Annotated in this window: 24 protein-coding genes; 5 read left to right on the top strand and 19 right to left on the bottom strand. The window is 58.0% G+C overall.

Annotated features, from left to right (window positions below):
* Positions 1-68: 68 nt before the first annotated feature.
* Positions 69-749 (top strand): GntR family transcriptional regulator, encoded by a 681-nt coding sequence (locus MHY87_RS13015; protein ID WP_239352713.1) that lies wholly within the window; start codon positions 69-71, stop codon positions 747-749.
* Between the two features lie 94 nt (positions 750-843).
* On the opposite strand, the gene MHY87_RS13010 is transcribed toward MHY87_RS13015, so the two are convergent.
* The 5 genes from MHY87_RS13010 to MHY87_RS12990 all read right to left on the bottom strand — a co-directional run bounded on the left by MHY87_RS13010 (position 844) and on the right by MHY87_RS12990 (position 5,039).
* A complete protein-coding gene (locus MHY87_RS13010) occupies positions 844-1,194 on the bottom strand; it encodes a RidA family protein (protein ID WP_239352338.1) in 351 nt (116 codons plus the stop codon).
* Positions 1,195-1,210: 16 nt separating this feature from the next.
* The gene (locus MHY87_RS13005; protein WP_239352337.1) at positions 1,211-2,713 is read right to left on the bottom strand and encodes an NAD(P)/FAD-dependent oxidoreductase; all 1,503 of its coding nucleotides are present in this window, start codon (positions 2,711-2,713) and stop codon (positions 1,211-1,213) included.
* Positions 2,710-3,018 carry a (2Fe-2S)-binding protein gene (locus tag MHY87_RS13000; RefSeq protein ID WP_239352336.1) on the bottom strand — a complete coding sequence of 103 codons (309 nt, stop codon included), beginning with the start codon at positions 3,016-3,018 and terminating at the stop codon, positions 2,710-2,712. Before MHY87_RS13000 ends, MHY87_RS13005 begins: the two co-directional genes overlap by 4 nt.
* Positions 2,999-4,117 (bottom strand): FAD-binding oxidoreductase, encoded by a 1,119-nt coding sequence (locus MHY87_RS12995; RefSeq protein ID WP_239352334.1) that lies wholly within the window; start codon positions 4,115-4,117, stop codon positions 2,999-3,001. Before MHY87_RS12995 ends, MHY87_RS13000 begins: the two co-directional genes overlap by 20 nt.
* A gap of 73 nt (positions 4,118-4,190) precedes the next feature.
* Positions 4,191-5,039 carry a lysine/arginine/ornithine ABC transporter substrate-binding protein gene (locus MHY87_RS12990; protein WP_239352332.1) on the bottom strand — a complete coding sequence of 283 codons (849 nt, stop codon included), beginning with the start codon at positions 5,037-5,039 and terminating at the stop codon, positions 4,191-4,193.
* Positions 5,040-5,194: 155 nt separating this feature from the next.
* Between MHY87_RS12990 and MHY87_RS12980 the strand changes: the two genes are divergently transcribed.
* Positions 5,195-6,085 carry a LysR family transcriptional regulator gene (locus MHY87_RS12980; RefSeq protein ID WP_370644925.1) on the top strand — a complete coding sequence of 297 codons (891 nt, stop codon included), beginning with the start codon at positions 5,195-5,197 and terminating at the stop codon, positions 6,083-6,085.
* Positions 6,086-6,126: 41 nt separating this feature from the next.
* Here MHY87_RS12980 and MHY87_RS12975 read toward each other — a convergent pair whose 3' ends face one another.
* The 12 genes from MHY87_RS12975 to MHY87_RS12920 all read right to left on the bottom strand — a co-directional run bounded on the left by MHY87_RS12975 (position 6,127) and on the right by MHY87_RS12920 (position 21,073).
* Positions 6,127-7,506, bottom strand: a complete 1,380-nt coding sequence (locus tag MHY87_RS12975) for an FAD-containing oxidoreductase (protein ID WP_239352331.1) — start codon at positions 7,504-7,506, stop codon at positions 6,127-6,129.
* A gap of 182 nt (positions 7,507-7,688) precedes the next feature.
* Complete coding sequence (locus tag MHY87_RS12970; RefSeq protein ID WP_239352330.1) at positions 7,689-9,971, bottom strand: EAL domain-containing protein; 2,283 nt, start codon at positions 9,969-9,971, stop codon at positions 7,689-7,691.
* A gap of 324 nt (positions 9,972-10,295) precedes the next feature.
* Complete coding sequence (locus tag MHY87_RS12965; protein ID WP_239352329.1) at positions 10,296-10,550, bottom strand: formate dehydrogenase subunit delta; 255 nt, start codon at positions 10,548-10,550, stop codon at positions 10,296-10,298.
* Between the two features lie 54 nt (positions 10,551-10,604).
* Positions 10,605-13,448, bottom strand: a complete 2,844-nt coding sequence (gene fdhF, locus MHY87_RS12960; RefSeq protein ID WP_239352328.1) for a formate dehydrogenase subunit alpha — start codon at positions 13,446-13,448, stop codon at positions 10,605-10,607.
* A gap of 12 nt (positions 13,449-13,460) precedes the next feature.
* Entirely contained in the window at positions 13,461-15,017 is a 1,557-nt protein-coding gene (locus MHY87_RS12955) for an NADH-quinone oxidoreductase subunit NuoF (RefSeq protein ID WP_239352327.1), read from the bottom strand.
* Positions 15,014-15,490, bottom strand: coding sequence for a formate dehydrogenase subunit gamma (locus MHY87_RS12950; RefSeq protein ID WP_239352326.1), 477 nt, complete (start codon positions 15,488-15,490; stop codon positions 15,014-15,016). The genes MHY87_RS12955 and MHY87_RS12950 overlap by 4 nt, the downstream gene beginning before the upstream one ends.
* A 149-nt stretch (positions 15,491-15,639) precedes the next feature.
* On the bottom strand, positions 15,640-16,218 hold the full coding sequence (gfa, locus tag MHY87_RS12945) for an S-(hydroxymethyl)glutathione synthase (protein WP_239352325.1): 579 nt from the start codon (positions 16,216-16,218) through the stop codon (positions 15,640-15,642).
* A 293-nt stretch (positions 16,219-16,511) separates the two neighbouring features.
* Positions 16,512-17,624 (bottom strand): S-(hydroxymethyl)glutathione dehydrogenase/class III alcohol dehydrogenase, encoded by a 1,113-nt coding sequence (locus MHY87_RS12940; RefSeq protein WP_239352323.1) that lies wholly within the window; start codon positions 17,622-17,624, stop codon positions 16,512-16,514.
* A gap of 137 nt (positions 17,625-17,761) precedes the next feature.
* Positions 17,762-18,124, bottom strand: coding sequence for a hypothetical protein (locus MHY87_RS12935; RefSeq protein WP_239352321.1), 363 nt, complete (start codon positions 18,122-18,124; stop codon positions 17,762-17,764).
* A gap of 516 nt (positions 18,125-18,640) precedes the next feature.
* Positions 18,641-19,372, bottom strand: a complete 732-nt coding sequence (locus MHY87_RS12930) for an ABC transporter ATP-binding protein (protein WP_239352320.1) — start codon at positions 19,370-19,372, stop codon at positions 18,641-18,643.
* On the bottom strand, positions 19,360-20,124 hold the full coding sequence (locus tag MHY87_RS12925) for an ABC transporter permease (RefSeq protein WP_239352319.1): 765 nt from the start codon (positions 20,122-20,124) through the stop codon (positions 19,360-19,362). Before MHY87_RS12925 ends, MHY87_RS12930 begins: the two co-directional genes overlap by 13 nt.
* A gap of 1 nt (position 20,125) precedes the next feature.
* Complete coding sequence (locus tag MHY87_RS12920; RefSeq protein ID WP_239352318.1) at positions 20,126-21,073, bottom strand: ABC transporter substrate-binding protein; 948 nt, start codon at positions 21,071-21,073, stop codon at positions 20,126-20,128.
* Positions 21,074-21,442: 369 nt separating this feature from the next.
* Between MHY87_RS12920 and MHY87_RS12915 the strand changes: the two genes are divergently transcribed.
* The 3 genes from MHY87_RS12915 to MHY87_RS12905 are packed head-to-tail and all read left to right on the top strand — an operon-like array spanning position 21,443 to position 23,661.
* Positions 21,443-22,207: an ABC transporter ATP-binding protein gene (locus MHY87_RS12915; protein ID WP_239352317.1), complete on the top strand. Its 765-nt coding sequence runs from the start codon at positions 21,443-21,445 to the stop codon at positions 22,205-22,207.
* A complete protein-coding gene (locus MHY87_RS12910; RefSeq protein ID WP_239352316.1) occupies positions 22,204-23,046 on the top strand; it encodes an ABC transporter permease in 843 nt (280 codons plus the stop codon). Before MHY87_RS12915 ends, MHY87_RS12910 begins: the two co-directional genes overlap by 4 nt.
* 15 nt (positions 23,047-23,061) lie before the next feature.
* Complete coding sequence (locus MHY87_RS12905; protein ID WP_239352315.1) at positions 23,062-23,661, top strand: hypothetical protein; 600 nt, start codon at positions 23,062-23,064, stop codon at positions 23,659-23,661.
* 15 nt (positions 23,662-23,676) lie between these two features.
* On the opposite strand, the gene MHY87_RS12900 is transcribed toward MHY87_RS12905, so the two are convergent.
* A complete protein-coding gene (locus MHY87_RS12900) occupies positions 23,677-24,528 on the bottom strand; it encodes a substrate-binding domain-containing protein (RefSeq protein ID WP_239352314.1) in 852 nt (283 codons plus the stop codon).
* Positions 24,500-25,024 carry a c-type cytochrome, methanol metabolism-related gene (locus tag MHY87_RS12895; RefSeq protein WP_370644923.1) on the bottom strand — a complete coding sequence of 175 codons (525 nt, stop codon included), beginning with the start codon at positions 25,022-25,024 and terminating at the stop codon, positions 24,500-24,502. The genes MHY87_RS12900 and MHY87_RS12895 overlap by 29 nt, the downstream gene beginning before the upstream one ends.
* Positions 25,025-25,073: the final 49 nt, after the last annotated feature.

Genomic DNA, 25,073 nt, shown 5'->3' with positions numbered 1-25,073 from the left:
GAACGCATCCCCTAGTCAAGTTGAATGTTCAATGGTTCAAAAGGGCTGCGTCAATTTTGGGAACGCCGATGCCGAGCCAAGCACTGAATGAGTTGGAACTGGTCGACCGGGATGCAGGCATTCCTTTGAGTGAAGCGGTTTTCCGCTCACTCTGCCAAGCATTACGCGCCGGCCTTTACCGCCCCGGTGATCGACTGCGCGAGGAAGACGTAGCCCAGCGTCTCAAGGTCAGCCGTACCCCAGTTCGCGAGGCCTTGGGACGCCTCCTGGCAAAAGGGTTCGTGGAGCCGGCCGGAGGACGAGGGCTGATCGTCCGCAGCCTCGGTCCGGCCGAGGTGCTTGAGCTCTATGCCATGCGCGAGATCCTGGAAGGCGCGGCGGCTCGCCTCGCCGCCCAGCATGCCTCTCAGCCGGAGATCGATGCGCTCATCGACCTGGAGCAATCTTTCGAGGCTCATACGAACGATCCTGCCGAGATGGCGCGGCTCAACCGCGCCTTTCATGAAATGATCTTCCGGTCCGCAAGGAACCGCTATCTGGACAGCGCCTTGCAGGAGCTTCAGGACGGCATCGCCCTCCTTGGCGCGACCACGTTCAGCGTCGCGGCGAGACCTTCGACGGCGGCCCAGGAACATCGTGCGCTCATAGACGCCATCGCCGCGCGCGATGCGGATCGTGCAGAGAAAATTGCACGATCACACATTCAGGAAGCCTTACGCGTTCGCTTGAGGCTGCTGCAGCAACACTAAACGGCCCTTTTTCAGGGGCGTCCTTTTGCTGAGCTCTATCAGGCTCCCCCGTCCCGGCGCAGGATATGCGACGGAACGGGAAAGCGATGACGCTTTAAGCTGAGGCCGCAGCGGTGATCACGATCTCGATCAGGGTATCCTCTCCCAGATCGGCCACCCCCACCGTTGCACGAGTGGGGAAATGCTCCGGGGAGAGCCAACGCTTCCAAGCCTTGTCCATTTCGGGCTTGCGATTGAGATCCGTGAGGAAGATGGTCGCGGACAGAAGGCGGGTTTTGTCGGTGCCAGCCTCCTTGAGATACCCGTCGATCTTCGCGAGGATCTGATCCGTCTGCCCCTCAAGTCCTACCGACATGTCATCGGCAACCGTCCCACCGACGAAGACGATGCCGTTGTGCACCACGACACGATGCATGATGGGCGTTTGGATATGCCTTTCAGTCATTTCAATTTTCCTTTGGTTATTGAGACTTGGAATGGTGCGTATCGGCCAAGTCGGCGAGAACGGCGATTTTAGCTGAATCCGATTGCGGCAAGCTGGCAAGCTCACGCAGCTTCAAAGGCTTGATGGGAAAGCGTAGTCGGTAATAACCGATCTTCTCCGGGCTCACATTGCGCTCATCCGCAATCAATTCCGTCACTGTGAGACCGCAAAATCGCCCCTGGCACGGCCCCATTCCGGAGCGGAGAAAAACCTTCATCTGGTTGGGACCAATCGCACCCGCTCTCACGGACTCTCGAACTTTACCTGCGGAGACTTCTTCGCATCGGCAAACGATGGTGTCGGGGTTTTGAGGAATCCTGAACGATCTGGAGGGTTGATAAAGCGTGTCGAGAAAATTCCGCCCTCGGGTGACTTCCGCGAGTTGTGCTTTCAGCGGCGCTGCGTGCCGATCCCGATCATCTGAACCGATCAGTCCGAGCCTGCCCGCGCAGCCGAGCCCTGCCAGCGAGCCCTGAAGAGCAGCCGCATCGGCGCCGCGAATTCCCGCTCCGTCTCCAGCGATGGCAATTCCGGCAACAGAGGTCTCATACCAGTCATCGATCCAGGGCCTGAATGCGAGTTGCATTTCATCCCATGCGTGCTTGCAGCCTATTGCATTCGAGAAATTGATGTTGGGCACCACGCCCTGATGAAGAAGGAGAAGGTCCGCGGTCATGCGGTGTTCCTGCCCATCCGCAATCCACACGATCTCTTTCAACATCCCCGCGCCTTCGGCTGACAAGGCCGAGACCCATCGAACGACCTTCGTGCGGCGATGGACCTTTCGCAAGAGCCGCAATCCTTTGGCGACATAAGGCGAGACCAAGAAGGCGGGCACATGACGCAAAGCTTTCAGCCAGTTTTCTTTAGGAGTTGTGTCGAGAACTGCGGAAACGTCTGCTCCAGCGTCGATCAATTGAGCGGCCAGAAGATAGAGCAGTGGTCCCGTCCCAGCGATGACCACCCTGCCCTCCGGAATAAGCCCCGATGACTTGAGCGCAATCTGAGCGGCGCCTGCCGTCATGACACCGGGCAGCGTCCACCCGGGAATGGGAAAAGGTCGCTCAAGGGCGCCCGTTGCCAGCACTACTTGTTTCGCCCGGATCAAGCGCGCCGTTCCATTCGCCGACACACCTACCTCATGCCCTATGACTTGACCTTGCTCATCATGCTGCGGCCCGATGCTCCAGGCCGTCGTTGCGGGAGCGTAGTGCACGCCCGAGCGAGTGAACGCCTCGGCAATCTCACGGCCACGCCAGTAATCGCCCCCAAGGCGCCGACGGTCGGCTGCCTGCGCCAGAAGAATGGATCGGTAAATCTGGCCGCCGGGCGTCTGATTTTCGTCAACGAGAAGCGTCTGCGCTCCAAAAGTCGACACTGTCGTTGCTGCGGAAAGTCCGGCAGGCCCAGCGCCGATGACAATGACATCATAGGACTCGGCGAGATCTTTGACGTCCCGATGTGCATGTGCAGATGTCATGAGCCCTGCTCCACTGTCAGGACATGCGAACCCTTCTGGGTTTCGACCTTCATACCTTCCCGCACCGGGATAAGACATCCTTGCCGATTGCCCACGCCATCGATCCTGACGAGACATTCGAAGCAGACGCCCATCATGCAATAGGGCCCTCTTGGCGCGCCTGAAACGGGTGTCGTGCGACACGCGCGAATTCCTGCCGCGAGGAGAGCGGCGGCAACGCTGTCTCCTGTCGATGCCGTAATCGGCATTCCGTCGAAAGTGAATGTAAACTGATCCCTGATGCGGTCAGGCGCACGCCGAAACATGGAACCTCCTGGTCGCGAAAGCCGACACCTCTTCCGGAATCGTCCCAGCGGCGATCGCATCCGCGAGGATTGTGGCGTGCCGGGAAGCCAGTGTGACACCGGAATGCGCCATCGCGATGAAAGCGCCGGGATAAGCCTGCGACTGATCGTAGATGGGATAGCCATCCAATGTCATGACGCGAAAGGCAGACCACGTTCTGACCACATTCAAATCCGCCAGCAGCGGAAACATTCTAATGGCTCGATCTGCCATCACGGAGGAGATCGCGTGATCGACCGCGAGGCTCGCACCGTTCGCCTCCTCGCTATCACCGATCATGACGCCGCCCTCATCGGTCTGACGAAGAGTGACGATGGGATAGCGGAGGAAACGGGAAGCCTTCTCAGTGACGACGATCTGCCCGCGGCTGGCTTTCATCGGAGCGTCCAGCCCCACCATAGGAGCCAATCCTGCATTCCCGAGCCCAGCGGCGAGAACGACTTTAGGAGCTCTGATCTCACCCCAGGTGCCCTTCACGATGAAGACGCCATCTCGCGGCTCGACCGTGTCGACAGCATGCTCCGCCCGGTAGTCGACACCGCGCGACAGAAGAGCCGCATGCAAAGCTCGGAAAAGCCGGAGCGAATTCACATGCCCGTCCAGTGGACAATAGATCGCCCCCGTCACATCAGGACCAATCGCGGGAAGTCGCATCTTCGTCTGCGCGTGATCGAGCACTTCGTAGGGATGCGCCAATGCGCCGGACTGCTCACGAAGTTGCTCCAACGCATCGACACTCGCCTGCAACTCCCTGTCTGAAAGACAAAGGGTGAAGCCGCCGGGTTGGTCGAGACCGACATCGATGCCGGTATCGGACTCGAGATCCGCAGCAAACCTTGGCCAATCAGCAGCAGCAGTCTTCGTCCAGGCTGCGTAGGCAGGGAAACCTAATCCTTTCCCCTGAACCCAGATCAGTGCGAAATTAGCTCGGGAGGCACGCAGCGCGATGTCGCCCTCGTCCAGAACGCATACCCGCAAATTCCGTCGTGCGAGCCCCCAGGCGACGCAAGCGCCCATGAGACCGCCGCCGATCACGACGATGTCGGGTTCTCGATGCATTCGAGCGACTGCCTTTTCCTGTCATTCCGTATTTGCGGGACGCTCGGGAGCGTCCCGCAGGGCATGATGAGCCTTAGCTCTGAGGAGTGATGTTGGTCTTGAACCACTTCATCGAGAGTTTTCCGATGGTGCCGTCCTTGATGGCGGCTTGGATAGCTTCATCGAAGGCCTTCTTGAGATCTGCTTCGTCTTTGCGCAGGCCAACCGCGATGCCGGCGCCGAGCAGGCCGCCCGTCAACGACGGCCCTACGACGACGTAGTCGTCCTTGAAGTCAGGCTTTTCAAGCGTGCCGATGACTTGAGCGGCTCCTGCAAAGACTGCATCGATGCGGCCGGCAGCCATATCGAGATCATGCTGCTCAGTGGTTTTGTATTCGCGGATTTCGGCAGTGTCCTTCAAGTATTTATCGGCGAAGCTTGCCTGAATGGTTGAGGTCTGGACACCGATGGTCTTGCCCTTCAGAAGCGGCTTGAGATCGTTCAGAGCCTTCTCAGCGGCGGCCTGCTGGGTCGAAAGGTTGAATGACTGGCCCGTGCCTGGGAGCTTTGCCAGCGGTGAGCTCTTCGCTGTCAGGAAGACGCTCGGCGTGTCTGCATATGGAATGGAGAAGTTTATCGCTTCTTTGCGCTTATCGGTGATCGTCATGCCGGCCATGATGGCGTCGTACTTCTTGGCATTGAGAGCGGGAATAATGCCGTCCCAGTCCTGAGCGACGATCTCGCACTTCACCTTCATGCGCGAGCAGAGGTCATTGGCGAGATCGATCTCGAAACCTTCCAGCTTGCCGCCGGCGCCCGTGAAGTTCCACGGGGCATAGGCGCCTTCCGTCGCGATCTTGACCGTCTTCTCCTGCGCGGAGGCTCCGCCGACCGCAACAAGCACACCGAGAGCCGCGGCTCCCAGAACTCCGAAGGTGTTCATATCCTCATTCCCTCATCCAGTTATCAAGGCTGGCATCCGCCGATTGCGTCGCAGTTGCTCCAAGCCTCTCTGATGGACAATCGACATGACTTTCCATAACGTCAAATCAGATATAATTATCCCAGCATGCATCAAAGACATGCTTGGAGGGCCGCGTGAATATCAGCTCCCGCCAGATCGAAGCCTTTCGCATGGTGATGCTCACTGGAAGCATCACCAGCGCATCAGAAGCCCTTTTCGTGACACAGCCAGCCGTCAGCCGGCTCATTCAGAGCCTGGAAGACGAGATCGGCCTCGCCCTGTTTGAAAGGCGTGGGAACCACATCGTTCCCAGAGCGGAAGCGACAACGCTTCTCGCGGAGGTCGAGCGATCGTTTGTAGGATTGTCGCGCATCGCAGCCTTCGCACAGGCACTCCGCGCCCAAACCGTTGGCTCACTCCGGATCGCAGCGATGCCGGCTCTTGCCGGAAGTATCCTGACCCGCTTCGTCGCCCGGTTCTCCATGCGCAGGCCCGACGTTCATATTTCGATCACCGGAACACCTTCCCATCTCGTGACGGACGCGGTGGCTAGCGGTCAGGTCGATTTCGGATACGCGGATGGTCCTCTGGATCGCGTTGGGCTGGAGATTGAAACCATTCCGATGGCGGCGGTGGCTATCATGCCGAAGAGCCACCGCTTGGCCCGGCGTGATTGTATTACGCCGGACGATCTCAGCGGCGAACGTTTCGTTGGGATCGGTCGCGGCACCCTTTTCCGTTCAAGAATTGACACGGCTCTTGCAGAAATTCCACGAACGATCTCGCTTGAGACAACCTTATCTCAGATCGCTTGCCTCCTAGTTGCTGAAGGCGGCGGCATCAGCCTTGTCGATCCCCATTCGGCGGCAGAGTTCCTCGACAAGGGGATCGTCGCGAAACCCTTCATGCCCTTCATTGATGCTGGGTTCGTGGCTTTGCGCTCTCCTCACCTCCCGGCCTCCACCTTGGCAACGGCATTTATGCAAGAGTTCCGTGAGCATGTTGGCAATTGGAAGCTTCCATGATCTCTCGCATCGTCGATACTTTGAGCGCCGACGATGCGGCCTTAATTGAAAGGCTTTAGATCCCCAAGAACGGTGGGGATCAACTCCGACACCGTAGGATGGATGGGAACTGCCCATTGCAGAACCGGATAGGCTGCCTTGGCATTCATCATGTCCAGAATGCCATGGAGCGCCTCATCCCCATTTAGGCCGAGAATGGCGGCGCCTAGGATCTGCTTTGTCTCTGCATCGGCCACGATTTTCATGAAGCCCTTGGTTTCACCTTTCTCGATGGCACGCCCAACCCGAGTCATCGGGCGTTTCGACACCAGGAGATCACGGCCCATACGGGCAGCTTCCGCCTCTGACATTCCAACGCGACCGAGAGGCGGATCGATGTAGAGCGCATAAGCCGGTATCCGGTCGCTCACCCGGCGGCTTTTGCCGTCGAGAAGATTGGCGGCGACGATTTCGTAGTCGTTGTACGAAGTGTGCGTGAAAGCCCCGCGACCGTTGCAGTCGCCCAATGCCCATATGCCGTGAACATTGGTCGCCAGGCTGTCATCCACTCCGATGTATCCCCTGGCATCGACCATGATGCCCACCGTGTCGAGGCCGAGATCATCCGTATTCGGCCGACGTCCCACGGCCAACAGCACATGCGAACCGACTGCGAAGGGCTCTCCCGAGGTGCAATCTATGTCGACTGCTACGCCATTTGGGTGAGGCTTGAAGCCGATGCAGGTGGCGTTGGTGCGAACCATTATCCCTTCATCTGTAAGGATGTTCCTGACGGCCTCCGACACATCCTCATCCTCGCGGGCGATCAGGCGCGGCCCTTTTTCGACGACAGTAACCTCGGCGCCGAAGCGTCGATACATCTGTGCGAATTCAAGGCCGATATAGCTGCCGCCAACCACGACGAGATGCCTGGGCAGAGTATCAAGCCGGAGGATGGAGGTGTTGGTGAGATAGTCCACTGTATCGACGCCCGGCATGTCGGGCACGCTTGCACGACCGCCGACATTGATGAATATCCTCGGTGCCTTCAGCAGCCTCTCGCCTACCCGGACGACATCGCGCCCCTCGAAGCGAGCATGCCCTTCGATGATTGTCAGCCCGTCTAGCCCATTCAGCCACTTTTCAAGATTGGTACGTGCGTTTGTTGAGACAGTGTCGGCACGAGCCTTGACCCGTTTCATGTCGACTTTGATCGGCCCTTCGACGTCAACTCCATACTCAGCGCCTCGGCGGGCAAGGTGAGCGGCATAAGCGCTCGCGATGAGTGTTTTCGTCGGCATGCACCCGGTGTTGACGCAAGTGCCGCCGAACAGCTTTCGCTCGATGAGCGCGACTTTCATCCCGGCGGCGGTCAAACGCCCTGCGAGCGGTGGCCCAGCCTGTCCGGCCCCAATGATGATCGCGTCGAAGGTTTCTGTCATGGCGCTGCTCCAATCACGAGCGATGAGATAAGGCTTGGCCAATTGCCCTGCCCGAACAGACAAGGCAGGACTGCCATCCTGCCGTTTTCATCTTACGGGATGGAGACACAACCGAAAGCCGCTCATGCGGATTGCCCCTTCCAGGAGCATCACTTATCGGAGACGAATTGATGAGCTATCGCTTACCCGATGACCCGTGGAGTTAAGGCCTCTCGTTGCATATTCTGCTGTGTGCCTTGGATATCCGCGATGAAACATGCGATGGATTCGCGGGACATGGGCTTGGCTATCAGATAGCCTTGGGCTTGGGAGGCGCCTGCCAGACGCAAGGCATTGAGTTGTTCTTCCGTTTCAACGCCTTCGGCCGTCGTACTAATCTTCAGATCGTTCGCAAGGCCGATTGTTGCCTTGATGATCGCGCGGCTGTCCGATGAATCCGTGATCCCGCGCACGAACGACTGATCAATCTTAATCTTGTCGAAAGGAAAGCTTCGAAGATAGCTCATAGACGCATAGCCGGTACCGAAATCGTCAAGCGAGATCGAGACTCCCAAAGCCTTTAGTCGCTTGAGGGTCGCGGTGGCTTCCTCGGTGAGCTTGACCGACTCCGTAATCTCCAGAACCAGGCGCTGGGCCGGCAGGCCAGATGCGTCCAAGGCCTGTTTGACACTGGCGAAAACATCCCGGCGTTGGAATTGCACTGGCGAGAGATTGACCGCAACCTTCAGCGGCAGCACCCAGGTCATGGCCGTCGAGCAAGCCTCTTCGAGAATCCAGTCGCCGATGGGACCAATGAGCCCAGACTCTTCGGCGGTCGGAATAAACTCGACGGGGGAGATCATTCCTTTCGACGAATGCTTCCAGCGCACCAGCGCTTCACAACCCCACATCCGATTGGTCGCCAAATCCAGGATTGGCTGGTAGAACAGCTCGAACTCTCTGTTGTCATGCGCGCTTTTCAGCGCCCCCTCAAGCGCGCGTCGCTCTGCACGGGGATCCTTGATGCTTGCATCATAGAGGCGGTAACTGCAGCTTGAGTCGGTCTTTGCCGCATAAAGCGCGACATCGGCCGATTTCATCAGCTCGGTCGAGGACTTGCCATCCGCCGATGCAACCGCAATGCCCATTGAAACTCCGACGTCGATCTCCGTGTTGCCAGCTGTACATGGAACCTTCATCGCAGCCTGAATGGCCGCAACGAGATCCATGACCTGCTGCTTTCCTCTGATAGGTCTCTGAATAATGGCGAACTCGTCGCTACCGATGCGGGCTATGAAGTCGCCCTTCCTGAGCCGCTCGCGCAGACGCCGCGCTACTGTCCGGATGATTTCGTCTCCAGCGGCATGTCCATAGTTGTCGTTTATATCCTTGAAGCGATCGAGATCGAGAAGATGCAGCGCAAAATCTCTTCCGGTCCTTTGGGAAGCGAGAAATGTGCGCTTCAGCTCTTCCAAAAAGAGCTGCCTGTTGGGCAGCTTGGTCAGAATGTCATGATGCGAAAGATAACTCTCACTGGCGGCTCTCAGGATACCGGCTCTCACATGCTTCAGCCCCAGCAAGCTAGCCGCATCGATGGCGATGTCCATGAGATGGGCGATGAGTCTGATCACGCGCGCCTCGAGCCGCCTTCCGGCCATGAGCTCCGCCATGGTCCTGCTGACGGCGATGCCGCTCGGATAATGAGCAAGAGGATGAAGAGCGACCAGCCGCTCGTTCTTGTCGATCCAGGTGATATCGCGAATGAGTGTCGGGCTGTTCTTGGCAACCATCCGTTGCAGCGGCGTGCCTGGCCGCCAGACCTTGCGCCCAAGGGATTTGTCGGATCTTGGGCCGTTCGCGAGAATGATCCCATCGCGGCGATAGAGTGCGATCGCGAGCGAAGGTGACTTGAAATGCACCTCAAACATTTTCTCGAAATGGCTGACGTCGATCGTCGATACGACGAGGCCGATGAAGTTTCCGTTGGAATCCTTGATTTTTCGGGCGAGAGAGAAAAACTTTTTTCCGGTCGCGCGAATGATCATCGGCTCGCTCAAGTACACCAGGAGCAATGGATCGCTCGACAGAGCCTGATAATATGATGCGTCGCTCAAATAGGTCGGGTTCGCGATCGGGCGTGGATTGGATGTACCCACGATCCGCCCCCTGGAATTGACGAGATCGATGCGGTGGATCTGAGGAAGGGAGTGACACGCTCCGACCAAAACGGCCTTTGTCGCCTGTGATGCGGCGAACCCGTCGAACTCACTGACTGCCAGGCAAGCGTCAGGTATACGGCCAATTACGTCCTGAAGAACGTTCTCAATAGACTGAAGAGCCGCATCGGCTCGCTCCTGAAGAGAAAGCGCGAGGGTAGCCAGATCGCCCTCCGCTCTTGCGAGATCCTCGTTATGCTCACGCAGCAACAGGAAAACCGCGCCGATGAATGCGGCTACCGTCATCACGACGCTGAGGAGCAGGATCACGTAAGTGAGCACGATGAAATTCGATTCGGCTTTCGGGCGGCAATCCTCAGCAGACTTCGCCAAGAGTTGTGGTCATTCCGTTAACTTTGGCAGGAAATGAAATCTCTTGAATACAAAAGAGGCTTCCCTCAGGAAGCCTCAGTCAGGGAGGACCGATGTCCCCAGCCTGCTTAAAGTCTGTACCCTTCGAACCAGTTGGTCAACCCAGACGCGTTAATTGTAACGATACATCGGATAGATGAATCTTGTGCTCAATTGATTCTGACGAGCTCGACTGGCGCATGCACAACAACTCAGCTTGTCTTGATGTAACGAGTACCGGCATCACCCAGCATCGCTCGCCAAATCACCCACTACTTCAGGGCCGGAAATCGCCTTCTTGATTGGATTCTTGCCAGTTTGCGGATCACTCACTGCTTTCACGACAAGCGGATCGAGCTTTCCGCCACCTTGAGACGCATAAGACAGAAGATCTCTTCGCATACCAGGTGTCCAGAAGGCCACGAGATGGTCGTGAATGCCTTTGATCGCCTGCTCTTCCGGGTAGGAGCGGAAGAAGCTGGCGATCTGATTGGCCATGCGGACGAGTTTTTCAGCACTCATGCCAGAGCAACTCTCTGTTAAACCGATCTTTCATTCAGCGGCCTTCATATTCGCATCGATACGCTTGAGCGCCAGATCCTCTTCATAGAAGCGGGCCTGCCAGTCGGATGGGCGGTTCGTGCGCCGCACTTGAACTGCCGTGACCTTGTATTCCGGGCAATTCGTCGCCCAGTCGGAGTAGTCGGTCGTGATCACGTTTGCACCGGTCTTCGCATGATGGAATGTCGTATAGACGACTCCCGGCTGCATGCGCTCGCTGATCTGAGCCCGCAAGGCGATGTCGCCGGACCTGCTTTCCAGGGAGACAAGATCGCCATCAAGGATCCCCCTGCTTTCTGCATCGAACGGATGGATTTCGAGAACATCCTCTTCATGCCAGCGGCTGTTCTCCGTGCGCCGTGTCTGCGCGCCGACATTGTACTGCGATAAAATGCGGCCCGTCGTGAGGATCAGCGGGAAGCGTGGGCCTGTGCGCTCCTCGGTGGGGACGAACTCCGTGATCATGAACTTGCCCTTGCCGCGGACGAAGCGGTCCACATGCATCATCGGCGTCCCGGATGGAGCCGCATCGTTGCACGGCCACTGAATCGATCCAAGCCGATCCAACTTCTCATAAGACACGCCCGCGAAGGTCGGCGTGAGACGGGCGATCTCATCCATGATCTCACTGGGATGCGAATAGTTCATCAGGTATCCCAGCGCATTCGAGAGAGCCATGGTAGCTTCCCAATCCGCCAATCCTCCCAACGGCGGCATCACCTTCCGCACTCGATTGATGCGACGCTCCGCATTCGTGAACGTCCCGTCTTTTTCGAGGAAGGAGGAGCCGGGTAGGAAGACATGGGCATATTTAGCCGTCTCGTTCAGGAAAATATCCTGAATGACCACGAATTCCATCGCCTTCAAGGCGGCGGTCACATGCTGCGTATCGGGATCGGATTGCGCGATATCCTCACCTTGAATGTAAAGCGCCTTGAAAGAGCCGGACACGGCCTCGTCGAGCATGTTTGGAATACGGAGTCCGGGCTCGCTCAGGAGGCTCACGCCCCAGAGAGTCTCGAACATCTGCCGCGTCGCGTCGTCCGAGACATGCCGATAGCCGGAGAACTCATGCGGAAAAGAACCCATGTCACAGGAGCCCTGCACATTGTTCTGCCCGCGTAGCGGATTCACGCCTGTGCCGGGCTTTCCGATATTGCCTGTCGCCATGGCAATGTTCGCCATTCCCATGACCATGGTCGATCCCTGGCTGTGCTCGGTGACGCCAAGTCCGTAATAGATCGCAGCATTGCCGCCGGTGGCATAGAGCCTTGCAGCGCCTCTTATGTCCGCGGCAGGAACGCCGGTGATGTCCTCGACGGCTTCGGGCGAATGACGTTCGTCGGCGACGAAGCGGGCCCATGACTCAAACGCGTCCACCTCACACCGTTCGCGCACATACTCCTCGTCCACCAGCCCTTCCGTCACAATCACATGCGCGAGCGCATTGATCATCGCGACATTGGCTCCCGGTTTCAGGGGCAGGTGATAGTCCGCTTCGATGTGAGGCGATCTCACGAGGTCGATCCGCCGTGGATCGATGACGATCAGGCGAGCGCCTTCGCGCAGACGCCGCTTCATACGTGAAGCAAAGACCGGATGGCCATCCGTGGGGTTGGCGCCGATCACGATGATGACGTCCGCTTGATCCACCGATGCAAAGTCATGAGTTCCTGCCGACGTGCCAAGGGTCGTCTTCAGGCCATACCCAGTCGGTGAATGGCAGACGCGGGCACAGGTATCGACATTGTTGTTGCCGAACGCTGCCCGGACGAGTTTCTGAACAAGGAACGTCTCCTCGTTCGTGCACCTGGAGGACGTGATGCCGCCGATGGAGTCCCGGCCGTATTTCGCTTGAATGCGCTTCAGTTCGCCGGCGGCCCGTTCGATTGCCTCTTCCCAGGAAACCTCCCGCCATGGATCTGTAATCTTCTCCCGGATCATGGGTTTCGTCATACGGTCCTTGTGTGTCGCATATCCCCAGGCAAAGCGCCCTTTGACGCAGGAATGCCCCTCATTCGCTTTGCCGTGCTTGTAGGGGACCATGCGAACCACCATCGTGCCCCTCATCTCGGCCTTGAAGCTGCAGCCAACGCCGCAATAGGCGCACGTGGTAATGACCGAGTGCTCAGGTGTCCCCGTCTCGATAACCGAATTCTCGTTCAGCGTTGCCGTCGGGCAAGCCTGCACACAGGCGCCGCACGACACGCATTCGGAGCCGAAGAAGTCCATTCCTCCAGGCGAGACGCGGGAATCGAAGCCCCTCCCCTGGATTGTCAGCGCGAAAGTGCCCTGCACTTCCTCACAAGCGCGTACGCAACGCGAGCAGACGATGCATTTGGAATCCTCGAAGGTGAAATACGGATTGGACGTATCCTTCGGCGCATCGAGATGGCCCGCTCCGGCATAACCGTAGCGGACCTCCCGCAACCCGACGGCGCCTGCCATGTCCTGCAGTTCGCAGTCGCCATTCGCGGAACAGGTCAGGCAATCGAGCGGGTGGTCCGAGATATAGAGCTCCATCACTCCGCGACGGAGCTTTGCGAGCCTGTCAGTCTGGGTGCGCACGACCATGCCCTCTTCGACAGGTGTCGTGCAGGAAGCAGGCGTTTCACGCCTTCCTTCGATCTCCACGAGACAGAGGCGGCATGAGCCGAAAGGCTCCAGCGTATCCGTGGCGCAAAGTTTTGGAATTTCAGTGCCCAGCGCCATGGCGGCGGCCATGACGGAAGTACCCACCGGCACCGTAACCGACTGCCCATCAATGGTGAGCGTAAGCACCTTTTTCGTTCTGCGGATCGGCGTTCCGTAATCGATTTCCTTGATCAGAGCCATGACTGCGCTCCCTTACTCGGCGGCCGCCGGAAATCGTCGGGCCTTGTCGAAATCTTCGGGAAAATGAGTCAATGCGCTCAAGACCGGCACGGGGGTCAGCCCTCCCATGGCGCAGAGCGAAGCATCGGTCATCAGGGTGCAGAGATCCTCAAGAACCTCGAAATTCTTCTCAGGCTCAACCCCGGCTATGATCCGATCCATGACCTCGACTCCGCGCACCGCGCCGACACGGCAGGGTGTGCACTTGCCGCAGCTCTCTGCAGCGCAGAATTCAAACGCGAAGCGGGCCTGCTGCGAGAGATCCACGGTATCGTCGAACACGACAATCCCGCCGTGACCGAGAAGTCCCTTCTCCGCCGCGAGCGTCTCATAATCCAGCGGAAGATCCAGCATGGAAGCTGGGAAATAAGCTCCCAAAGGTCCTCCGACCTGCACGGCCCTTACCGGACGCCCCGTCGCAGTTCCTCCGCCGAAATCTTCAATGATCTCGCGCAAGGTGATACCGAACCCAATCTCAATGAGACCGCCCCGCTTGATGTTCCCCGCAAGCTGGATCGGCAGCGTGCCCCGCGAACGTCCCATGCCGAAATCCGCATAAGCCTGCCCGCCCTTGGCGAGAATCCACGGCACCGTCGCCAGAGTCAGGACATTATTGACAACCGTCGGCTTGCCGAAGAGACCCTTGATCGCCGGCAGCGGCGGCTTCGCCCGTACGACGCCGCGTTTACCCTCGAGACTCTCCAGGAGAGATGTTTCCTCACCACAGATGTAGGCTCCGGCTCCAAGACGCGCCTCAAGCGTGAAGGCTCGAGCTGATCCCATCACGGATGCCCCTAGATAGCCCGCCTTCGTGGCGAGGCCGATTGCTTCCGTCATGGTCCGGTAGGCGTAAGCGTATTCCGACCGGATGTAGATGAAGCCTTTGGTGGCACCGACGGCCAAGCCAGCAATGGTCATGCCTTCGATCAGGCAGAAGGGATCACCTTCTAGAAGCAACCTGTCTCCGAAGGTTCCACTGTCGCCCTCATCCGCATTGCAGACGATGTACTTGCGATCAGCCTCCGCATGAAGAACCGTGTCCCATTTAATACCGGTCGGGAATCCGGCGCCGCCCCTGCCACGCAACCCGGAGAGCTTAATCTCATCCACGATGGCCTGTGGGCTTTGAGACAGGGAGCGTTCGAGGCCGGCATAGCCCCCGCGAGCCTTGTAATCCTCAATGGACAACGGATCGACGATACCGCAACGAGCAAAGGTTAGCCGCTGTTGCCTTGCGACGTAGGGATGGTCCTCCAGATGCCCCAAGCGCAGAGGATGCTTCGCACCCGTGATGAAGGCAGCATCGACCAGGCTACGGATGTCCGGAGGACTAATGGGCCCATAGGCGATGCGTCCTTCGGGTGTTTCCACTTCAACCAGAGGCTCCAGCCAGAAGAGACCACGGGATCCGGTCGATACAATCTCCAGCGTCACCCCTCGGATGGCAGCTTCGTCCGCAATCAATTTCGCTATTCGTGCGGCTCCAACAGAAACCGATGCGCTATCTCGGGAAATGAAGATCCTGGTCATATCGACCGCGCCTCTCGCACGACAGCGTCCAGCCGCTCTGCATCGAGCCTTCCAATAGGCTCGCCGTCATAGAGGGCAGATGGGGCGCAGGCACAGAGGCCAAGGCAATAGACGGGCTCAACGGTCAAGGCGCCATCGGATGTGGTTTCGCCCCAATCGACCCCAAGCTTGGCCAGCAGATCGCGTGCGATCTGGGGGCCATTCATGGACTGGCAGGCTTCCGCACGACACAGCTTAAGAACATGCCTGCCTGCGGGCTTGCGGCGGAAATCATGATAGAAGCTTACTGTCCCATGAATCTCAGCCCGCGAGAGATTCAAATCCGAGGCCACCAAGGATATCGCCTCTTCGTGGATGTAACCGAATTCCTCCAGAAGAGCATGGAAGATCGGCAGCACCGGGCCGTCCAGCAAAGCATGCGCCGCAATGATCTCACGCGCACGAGCCTGATCCCACTCGACAAACCTCGGCATTTGCACACCTGGGTATTATTGGTTTTCTCAAGACTGCTCGCCTTGAGAGCGCTATGCAACCAAGATTTTCGGATCGACCTGACATATGTCTTGGCATTCCGCACGGCCTAGCAGGCCGTGCGGCTGCACATTGGCATACGCTTTGTCGTTCAGGCTGCTGCTGCCTGCTTGGACTTGGCGGTATGAGCCGCAATAATATCCATCAGCTCAGGTGACAGGCAATCGTAGGGCTCAAGGCCCAGTTCTTTCAGCCGGGCGCGAATTTGCGGCATTTGCGCCGGATCTACACCGGACTCAATGACCGATGAGACGAACGCGGCAAATCCGGGAGCCGACCATCCTTGTGCGGGAGAGAGTTCCGTATGGATGAAATCGAGACCATAGAAGGGGTGGTTCTTGTTCTCGATGCGGCCATACATGTGAACGCCGCAGACCTTGCACGCATGCCGCTGAATTGTTGCGGATGGATCGACGACCTGAAGCTTGTCTTCATTGGCCGTCACGGTCACGCTATCTCTGGGCACTACGGCAACCATGGCGAACGTCGCGCCACTTGGCTTCCAGCATTTGGTACAGCCGCACAGATGATTGTGCATGCTGTTGCCTTTGATCTCTACGACGACAGGATTGTCGGCGCATTTACATGTAAGTCTGCCACCGCCGAAATTCGGATCACCACGGATTACGCCATTATCGACGGATGGATGGATCGAAAGAGTTGCATTCATCGGACGCTCCTATGCCCCCATGAAAGTCTACTCGGCGAACCGGCACAGCTTATCATGCTCAAGAGTGCCTTATGAGGGCCAGGGCCTCAAATTGTTCGAATTACGCCAAGAAAATTGGAGTATTGATACCTCATAAGGAGTGTCGGCGCGGCAGCCTTGCTGTGCGCGTCTCCAGAGCTCTCAACCTTTCCCATAAAGCCGGACGATCGACACTTCTGAAGGCGGCCTGTTTCAAGGTTGATGTTCTGGATAAGCGCATCCGCGCTCCAACCTTGAGGCATCAGCGCCTCCTCTCAATAGACGATGACGGATCGGATGGACTTGCCCTCGTGCATGAGATCGAACGCGGTGTTGATCTCGTCGAGCGGCATGGTGTGCGTGATTAGATCATCGATGTTGATCTTGCCCTCCATGTACCAGTCCACGATCTTCGGCACGTCCGTGCGCCCGCGCGCGCCGCCGAACGCCGTGCCCTTCCACACCCGTCCCGTCACCAGCTGGAACGGACGCGTCGCAATCTCCTTGCCCGCTTCCGCCACCCCGATGATGATGCTCTCGCCCCAGCCGCGATGGCAGCACTCCAAGGCCTGGCGCATCACCTCCGTGTTGCCGGTGGCATCGAACGAAAAGTCCGCCCCGCCCCCGGTCAGGTCGAGGATTGCCTGCACCACCTTGTCGGAGCCGACCTCCTTCGGATTGATGAAGTCGGTCATGCCGAACTTCTTCGCCATCTCCGCCTTGGCCGGGTTGAGGTCGACCCCGATGATCTTGTCGGCGCCCACCATGCGCGCGCCCTGGATCACGTTGAGCCCGATGCCGCCCAAGCCGAACACCACCACATTGGCTCCCGGCCACACCTTTGCGGTATAGATCACCGCGCCGATGCCGGTGGTCACGCCGCAGCCGATGTAGCAGATCTTGTCGAAGGGAGCGTCCTCGCGCACCTTGGCGAGCGCGATCTCGGGCAGCACGGTGAAGTTGGCAAAGGTCGAGCAGCCCATGTAGTGGAACACGGTCTCGCCATCGCAGCGGAAGCGGCTCGTGCCGTCGGGCATCACGCCCTGCCCTTGCGTGGCGCGGATGGCGGTGCACAGGTTGGTGCGGCGCGACAGGCAGGATTTGCAGTTGCGGCATTCGGGCGTGTAGAGCGGAATGACGTGATCGCCAACTTTGAGGGTGGTGACGCCGGGGCCGACCTCGCGCACGATGCCGGCGCCCTCATGACCGAGGATGGCCGGGAACTTGCCTTCGGAATCGAGGCCTGAGAGGGTGTAGGCGTCGGTGTGGCAGACGCCGGTGGCCATGACCTCGACGAGCACCTCGCCGGCTTTGGGGCCGTCCAGGCGGATGGTTTCGATGGTCAGCGGCTTGCCCGCCTCCCACGCCACAGCAGCGCGCGTTTCCATGGCACTTCCCCTTTCCGCAAACTTGCCGAAAATGTTCGAGCCGGACATGCCGCAGTTTAGCGGAAAGTGAGGCTCTGAACCACAGAGATCATGGCTCGGAACGCTCCGCTAGAGCTACCTCGCGGGGAGCGCATCGATCATGGAAAGCACTCTACTTCAGCCTCAGCCTGCGCGCGGCGAAGTTCGGCGACGAGGTCTCGCATGTAGGGATTATTGCGAAACAGTTCGGCGCTCTCCCCTGGTCTCTGCCCTACGCTGAGAGCAGTTTCGGCCTGGACATAGCGCTCATAGGGAATGATGGATGCAATGACGTCGATGGAACATGAGCAGCGCTCCAATGCTAGCCTTGTCTCTCCATTCGCCGCCATGCAGGCGAATACATAGTCTGCACGTGCTGTCGTGGGATAGTCATTAGAGCCCTCATCGAGGGCATAAGCCGGATAATTCGCCGCAATTCCCAGAATAAGGCAGCCTCTAGAGACAACATAAGCCCAAGACATGCTTTGCTTCCCCGTGCGAACTGAGCGCAGCATATCAAACAACCTAATTCGCGCGAATACGCGACGGCCAATCGCCCCTGACAGTTTCCGTGTTTAAGGTTATGGAGCTGTAATTCTTTTAGAGGGCGCGCTCTGCCGAACCCGGAGGAACACATTTCCAGCGGGTAACCCGCCACTCGGGATGCGTGTTCGCCCAAGCTGCCATCCTGGGCTGTGCGCCCATCATACAGCCGAGATTGCTTCCATCCTCGAAGGTAAGGCTGAGCTGCTCCTCCCTGCAAGTTCCGGGAGATGAAATCAAACACACAAGAAAGACTAATGTCATAATAGCTCCTATCTGCTCCGGCATCTCGCAGCTAATCATTGCTAGCAGGAAACCGGGTCAGCTCACCTCGGATGTATCAAGCCTACTGTCTCAGTGGCCCCAACAGCGCTGAAGTAGAATAGTTCATCAAGGGCAAATGCGGTCGAAGGACGCAAACCGCATTCGGCCACGCTTCTCGAAGTCAGGCCATATTATTGTGATTGCGCCAAATAACGGCCCCGGAACGCCTCGATCGCACTCTCATCCCGGCGCTCGTCGTCGCTCAAGCCAACATGGATATCCTTGACGATCTGAGCAGGAGAGCCGGAGAGAACGATAATGCGATCCGCCAAGCGAACAGCGTCCCGGCTGTCATGGGTGACGAAGAGTACGGTGGCAGGCCGCAGCTCAAGCATTCTCATCAGAAGATCGCGCAACCGGTCGGCGGTTGCTTCATCGAGAGAGACAAAAGGCTCGTCCATGAGCAAGATGTCTGGATCGATGGCGAAGGCTCTCGCGAGTGCGACCCGGCGTTGCATGCCCAGGGAAAGCCGCCCTGGATAAACATCCCGAGTGTCCGACATACCCATATCAGCAAGGAGGCTGAGAGCAGTCTGCCGTGAATCCTCCGTGAGCGGCAAGGGAAGCAGGATGTTCTGCAGCACAGTTCTCCAAGGCAGCAGACGCGGTGTCTGAAAGACATAACCGATGCGGGGGTTCGGCCTGCCTTGAAAAGCGATCTGACCGGAGTAGTCGGAGTCCAGTCTCGAGATCATGTTGAGCAAAGTCGTCTTCCCAATCCCGGACGGGCCGAGCAGGCAAACGAATGTTCCTGGATCAATTGCCAAATGAAAATTCTCAAGAATCCGACGCAACGGCGTTCCGCCTAGCGAAGGATAGATCTTGTGGAGAGCCTCGATCTCGAGACCGGTCATCGGCGCCATTGATTCAGTCTGCGCTCCCATGGCTGGAAAACGAAAATTTCGACCATTTGAATGATCATGGCAAATGCAAGTGCGTAGGCCAGGATGGTGGAAACATCGAAAACCTGAAACGCGGCGCCGATGACGAAACCCACCCCGCTACTGCGACCCAGGAGTTCCACCACCAGAACGATCTTCCACACGAGGGCAAGTCCCGAACGAATAGCCCCCATAAAATATGGCGCCAATTGAGGCAGGATCACGTGTCGCAAGGTCCGCCATCGCCCAATGCCATATACATCCGCCATTTCGAGAAGGTCACGGTCCAGTGCTCTCGCCCCTTCTCGGAGAGTCACGGCAACGTTGGGAATTTTGTTGATTGCAACGGCGGTTATGGCAGCCGCCTCGTTCAGTCCCAGCCAGATGTAGCAGAGAACGATAACGACGAGGGCAGGCAGATTCAGGAAAAGGATAAGCCAGGGATCGAACAGTCGGTTCAGAAGAAGGATGCGACCGAGCGCAATGCCGATGGCGGTTCCGATTGCCATGGCAAGAATGAAGCTAGCGAGGACCCGCGCCAGGGTAATGCCAATATTGCTGAAGAGAGCCCCATCAAGCCCGGCCTCGACCAGCGTTGTGCCGACACGCCCGGGCCCTGGGAACAGGCGTGGATCGGAGAAGAATGCCGCAACCTGCCAGGCAGCGACCAAAACGACAATCGACAGAACCGGCCATGCAAACCGCGTTACGGCTCTGACCTGTCGATCCTTCATGCTAAGCCTTCGGCGCCCAGAACAAGGAAGGATCGAAGCGCGTTCTGGGACCGACCAAATCCGGTCCTCCGAACTCGTTGAGAATACCGAAAAGCCGCTCTGCCGCCTGCGTCTCGGCCGCACCCCATGGAGAGGGAATTCCAGCTCTAAAATAGTCCTTCAATCGTTGGAATTCGGCATCCGTCTCGACAGCCATCACGGGCCTGAGACGTTGCCATGCTTTATCTTCCGCCTTGAGGACACGATTTGCGCCTTCTACAGCACGGAAAAAACCTGCCACTTGCTCAGGCTTGTTTCGCAGCAATTCCTCACGCCAGACGAACCCGACTAGCGGAGGCGCAGGGTGAACGCCCAAACTCGACATGACATCGACCATATCGATCAGCGGCTGATATCCGGCAGCATCGAGACGAGCCGCGAAATTCCAGAACGTCAAAACGCCATCTAGGCGCCCCAATCTTAGTTGCTCGGAGAGCAGCGGTGGAGCGCCATAGATCGGCTCGACGATCTCTGTAAGATCGGCATGGAGCGTATTGCGGGAGAATGCCCTCAGCAGAAGCCAGCTCTTGTCGAGTGCGCTGCCCGCCACCCCAAGCCGTTTCCCCTTCAGGTCAGCAAGAGACTTGAACCCTCGATCCCTTGGCACCATCAGTGCGCCTAGCGCGCTCGAGTAGGGCGCGAACCGAAGATTATCGCCCTCCGCCCGTTGGCGCATGGCCCAGAGCCAGTCGCTGACGATCAGATCGACCGCGCCGGCCTGCAAAGCGACGGTCAGAGCCTGATTGGAGGCAAGTTCCAAGCGCTCGATGCGCACTCCCTCCCTGTGGTCGAGCTTCTCGTCCGTGATCGTATCGAGGAGCCAGTTGACGGTTCCGAACTTGAGCGACCCAATCTTCAGGGGTTCCGATTTCTGGGCATCACCCCGCGATGCAAAGGGGACAATGGCCATGACAGCCAAGCTTCCGAGGAGTGCACGCCGAAGTCGATCCATTGGATCCTTCCTCGTTTCGATACACATTCGACCAAACTGGCCTGATGCGCCTTCTGAAGGCGTCCATCATGCAGCGGCCCAGGATACAAACTATAGGGTCAACGCTGCGAAGCAAGAAGCTCCCAACCGGCTCGCAACTGCTTCTTCGAAAGATTACGACAGGCTGGGAGCCATCTCAAGACTACCCATATGCCACGACCGACCTAGCCTTGAGAGGGCTGTTTCCTATTTGACGTCTATCAGCCGCGAATGGCGAAATCCGTTGCGGCTTTCTGGCTCTCGCGGCGTATTCCGCCGTGGTCTGCGCCAGAACGAGGAACAGTGTTGATGACACAGTCCGCGCTCCGCATAGATGGTCTGAGCCACACTTTCGGCTCACGCCAAGCGCTCGATAACGTGAGCCTGACAGTGCCTGCGGGGACGTTCACCGCCCTGCTGGGGTTGAATGGCGCAGGCAAGACGACCCTCTTTTCCCTGGTCACACGCCTTTACGACAGCACCTCCGGCACAATCGAGGTCTTTGGGTTCGATGTCCGGCGTGAATCTCCTGCGGCCCTCTCTCGGCTTGGTATCGTGTTTCAGGCGCGGACCCTCGACCTCGACCTTTCCGTGCGCCAGAGCCTTCTCTACCATGCAGCCCTGCACGGTATCGGCCGGCGACAAGCACGATTGCGAATGCACAGCGTCTTGGAAAAATTCGCCATTGCCGACCGCATTGACGATAAGGTGCGTAATCTTTCCGGCGGACAGATGCGCCGGCTGGAAATCGCCCGCGCCCTGATCCACGATCCCGCGCTGCTACTCCTCGATGAACCGACGGTCGGCCTCGATGTCGAGGCTCGCGAGAGTCTTATCAAGGAAGTGCGCCGCCTCGCGTCAGAGGAAGGCAATGGGATCCTGTGGGCGACCCATCTGCTCGAGGAAATCCACATGACCGATCGCCTTATAGTACTCCATAAGGGGCGCGTGCTCGCTCAGGGAACGGTTTCGGAAGTGCTGCTCCAGGCAGATGCCGCAGATGTGCAAACGGCCTTTCGCAATCTCATCAACGCATCTCAAACGCCGTCTCTAGGACAAGAGGCTGCCGAATGAAGCCTCGGGAACGGCCTTATGCCCTTTCACTACCCGGCTATGCGATCTGCTTTTTCGGGATAGTCTGGCGCGAAGCGCTGCGATTTTTCAGCCAAAAGGGACGCTTTCTCTCCGCCCTCGTCAGGCCACTCGTCTGGCTTTTCATCTTCGCGGCTGGCCTTAGAACCGTCCTTGGGGTCTCGATCATCCCGCCTTATGAAACCTACGTGTTGTATGAGGTCTATGTGACACCGGGCCTTGTCGCCATGATCCAGCTCTTCAACGGGTTGCAATCCTCGCTTTCGATGGTCTATGACCGCGAAGTCGGCGCCATGCGAATTCTGCTGGTCAGCCCCTATCCTCGATGGTTCCTTCTTATCGCGAAGCTCATCGCCGGCGTGCTTGTCTCCATTCTGCAGGTCTACGCCTTTCTCGTCGTGGCCTATCTTTGGGAGGTCGAGCCTCCTTTGATTGGCTATCTTACCCTTCTTCCCGTCCTCGTCCTGACCGGCTTCATGCTGGGAGCCATGGGGCTTCTTCTGTCCTCCCTGTTCCGGCAACTCGAGAACTTCGCCAGCGTGATGAACTTCGTCATCTTTCCCATGTTCTTCGCGTCATCGGCGCTCTACCCGCTCTGGCGCATCCAGGAATCGAGTCCTCTTCTCTATGAGATTTGCCGGTTCAATCCCTTCACCTACGTCGTGGAGGCGATCCGCTTTGCGCTTTACGGACAGTTTGACTGGACCTCTCTTACCATTATCGCTGGTGTAGCGGCTGTTTTCCTCATTCTGTCCCTGTTCGCGTATAATCCTTCGAAAGGCCTTATCGCCCGGCATGGCGGACCGGCGACGGCTGGCTAACCGCTGGAGGAATCCATGTCCTTGCGACAATGCTGCGGATTAGGTCTCATTGTCATCGGTTTTTTGGTCACCGAACCGGCGCTGTCCGCGGACGAAGACTGGCCCTGCGTCCAGCGTAGGGTCGCAGAACTCAGCATGGGTCAGATGTGGGCGGGCCCGCCAGTCGATGCGGCCGCGAGTGCATGGCGCGATGACCCAAGCCTTGCATCACTTGCGCGGACATTGGCCTCTCGTCGCACGACTCTCGATGATGCGAGCGCCGCAATTGAGCGCTTCAGCAAGGATGCAGGTCCGGATAAGGAAGCCAAACTGACATTGCTCTTTGCCGGCGTATTCGAACTCATCAATACGGAGCGGCGGCGCCTCATCAATGGCATTGAACGCTATGCCCGAAAGCAGAAGACTCTTGCCGACCAGATCAGCGAAACCAGCCGCATCCTCACGCACGAGAGCAAACCGGCTCCGGAGCGGGCCACCCTTGAACATAGGCTGCAATGGGATACCCGTATCTATGACGACCGCAATCAGGCGCTGCAATATGTCTGCGAAAGCCCAGTATTATTGGAACAGCAGGTCTATGCACTCGCTCAGGAGATTTCGCGCCATCTCGAATGACAACAGATCGATTGGCTATTGACCTGTGATCGGCTTGTCCTGCTCGTCTAGCAGTGGGACGCCGTATTGCAGAAGGATGGACTGTATCTCCGCCTGACGGGCCGCGAGAAACTCATTGAGATGGTGTTTCCATTCGGTCTCGCCATGCCGCAATCCAACGGTAATCCTGTAGGTCATCGGGACTGCCTTGGTTTCATGAAGAAGCGGCATGATCGCAAGAGGTGCGCCAGATTTCTTCACGTAATAGCCTGCAATAGGCCCCCATAGGATTCCGGCATCCACCTCCCCCGAGGCGATATCCTTGAGCATTTCTTCCGCTGGCGACTCGTAGCGGCGGTCGACCATGAGGGCATAAGGCTTCGCACGTGCCATAAGTCCGTTAGTGGCCATGACAGTGGCCGGTGGAGCTCCAGCGACAATGCCGAGACGTTTGTCCTTGAGACGGGGATCGTCCAGCGCCTCGACGCCTTTGAGATCACCATCCTTCGGATAGACCAGAACCCAGGCCGACTTGTAATAAGGATTGGTATTCTGCATCACCTCGCTCGCAGCAACATAGCCCATCACGACGTCGCAGCGCTTGGCGCCCAGCGTATTGCGCACGAATCCCGTCGCCTGCGGGAACCATGTATACTCCAATGGTAGCTTCAGATCGGCGGCAAGAAGCTCGGCGATCTTGTTTTCAAACCCTTCCCCGGCCTTATTCGAAAACGGCATGTTGGCAGGATCCGCGCAAACCCGCAGAGCCGTTCTCGATACCAGATCCGCCGGTTGCGCCAAGGCCGGACTCTGCGTCACGAGCAGAGCTGTCAGCAGAATGCCGGCCGCTGCGCCCTGGTTAACTGCGTCCAAGACATGAATCTTCATTTTGTGTCGCAATTTTTGATTTGTCCTCGCGCTTCGCCGGGCGTCCGCGGGGGACGGCGCCGTCTGCGCGCGCTTTTAGGTAGACGTAAAGATCGTCGATGTAGCACATGACGTTCTGGTTGTTTCCGAAGGCTGGCATGACTTGGTTCTCTGCGACGCCGACTTTCTGCCGCCCATTGACCACTACATCCATGAACTGCTCGTAAGTGAGTGTTTTGAGCGAGTTCGCCAGCGCAGGCGCATAGGAACTTCCCTGCCCGTCGGGGCCATGGCAGGTGTGGCAATCGGCATGGTATCGCCGATAGCCACTATATGTATACCAATCTACGGTACTGTCCGATCCGACGTGATAAGTCGGCGCGCCTTCGCTGGTCATGTACTTCCCGTCTTCTCCCTTGACCGGTTCTTCGGCCGATTGAAGGGCCGGTGGAAAGAAGCCGATGACTGTCATTGCTGCAAAAGCCGCAACCCTGCCCCATCCTTGCTTGACTGCCATTCCATATCTCTTCGGCTTGAAGCTGTTGGTCTTCACGGTATCGAGGAAT

The organism is Microvirga sp. ACRRW (genome assembly GCF_022346925.1).
Taxonomy (GTDB): domain Bacteria; phylum Pseudomonadota; class Alphaproteobacteria; order Rhizobiales; family Beijerinckiaceae; genus Microvirga.
Note: the sequence above shows the minus strand (reverse complement) of the source record. Positions and strands in the feature narration are given on the sequence as shown.

Coding starts and splice junctions, on each gene's coding strand:
- MHY87_RS12940 (WP_239352323.1), bottom strand. CDS start 17,624: ATGGAAACGCGCGCTGCTGTGGCGTGGGAGGCGGGCAAGCCGCTGACC.
- fdhF (WP_239352328.1), bottom strand. CDS start 13,448: ATGGCTCTGATCAAGGAAATCGATTACGGAACGCCGATCCGCAGAACG.
- MHY87_RS12900 (WP_239352314.1), bottom strand. CDS start 24,528: ATGAAGATTCATGTCTTGGACGCAGTTAACCAGGGCGCAGCGGCCGGC.
- MHY87_RS12950 (WP_239352326.1), bottom strand. CDS start 15,490: ATGCCGAGGTTTGTCGAGTGGGATCAGGCTCGTGCGCGTGAGATCATT.
- MHY87_RS12995 (WP_239352334.1), bottom strand. CDS start 4,117: ATGCATCGAGAACCCGACATCGTCGTGATCGGCGGCGGTCTCATGGGC.
- MHY87_RS12955 (WP_239352327.1), bottom strand. CDS start 15,017: ATGACCAGGATCTTCATTTCCCGAGATAGCGCATCGGTTTCTGTTGGA.
- MHY87_RS12935 (WP_239352321.1), bottom strand. CDS start 18,124: ATGTCTTGGGCTTATGTTGTCTCTAGAGGCTGCCTTATTCTGGGAATT.
- MHY87_RS12965 (WP_239352329.1), bottom strand. CDS start 10,550: ATGGCCAATCAGATCGCCAGCTTCTTCCGCTCCTACCCGGAAGAGCAG.
- MHY87_RS12895 (WP_370644923.1), bottom strand. CDS start 25,024: ATGGCAGTCAAGCAAGGATGGGGCAGGGTTGCGGCTTTTGCAGCAATG.
- MHY87_RS13015 (WP_239352713.1), top strand. CDS start 69: ATGCCGAGCCAAGCACTGAATGAGTTGGAACTGGTCGACCGGGATGCA.
- MHY87_RS12925 (WP_239352319.1), bottom strand. CDS start 20,124: ATGAAGGATCGACAGGTCAGAGCCGTAACGCGGTTTGCATGGCCGGTT.
- MHY87_RS13000 (WP_239352336.1), bottom strand. CDS start 3,018: ATGTTTCGGCGTGCGCCTGACCGCATCAGGGATCAGTTTACATTCACT.
- MHY87_RS12975 (WP_239352331.1), bottom strand. CDS start 7,506: ATGACAGAAACCTTCGACGCGATCATCATTGGGGCCGGACAGGCTGGG.
- MHY87_RS12915 (WP_239352317.1), top strand. CDS start 21,443: ATGACACAGTCCGCGCTCCGCATAGATGGTCTGAGCCACACTTTCGGC.
- MHY87_RS13010 (WP_239352338.1), bottom strand. CDS start 1,194: ATGACTGAAAGGCATATCCAAACGCCCATCATGCATCGTGTCGTGGTG.
- MHY87_RS12990 (WP_239352332.1), bottom strand. CDS start 5,039: ATGAACACCTTCGGAGTTCTGGGAGCCGCGGCTCTCGGTGTGCTTGTT.
- MHY87_RS12910 (WP_239352316.1), top strand. CDS start 22,204: ATGAAGCCTCGGGAACGGCCTTATGCCCTTTCACTACCCGGCTATGCG.
- MHY87_RS12920 (WP_239352318.1), bottom strand. CDS start 21,073: ATGGCCATTGTCCCCTTTGCATCGCGGGGTGATGCCCAGAAATCGGAA.
- MHY87_RS13005 (WP_239352337.1), bottom strand. CDS start 2,713: ATGACATCTGCACATGCACATCGGGACGTCAAAGATCTCGCCGAGTCC.
- MHY87_RS12905 (WP_239352315.1), top strand. CDS start 23,062: ATGTCCTTGCGACAATGCTGCGGATTAGGTCTCATTGTCATCGGTTTT.
- gfa (WP_239352325.1), bottom strand. CDS start 16,218: ATGAATGCAACTCTTTCGATCCATCCATCCGTCGATAATGGCGTAATC.
- MHY87_RS12930 (WP_239352320.1), bottom strand. CDS start 19,372: ATGGCGCCGATGACCGGTCTCGAGATCGAGGCTCTCCACAAGATCTAT.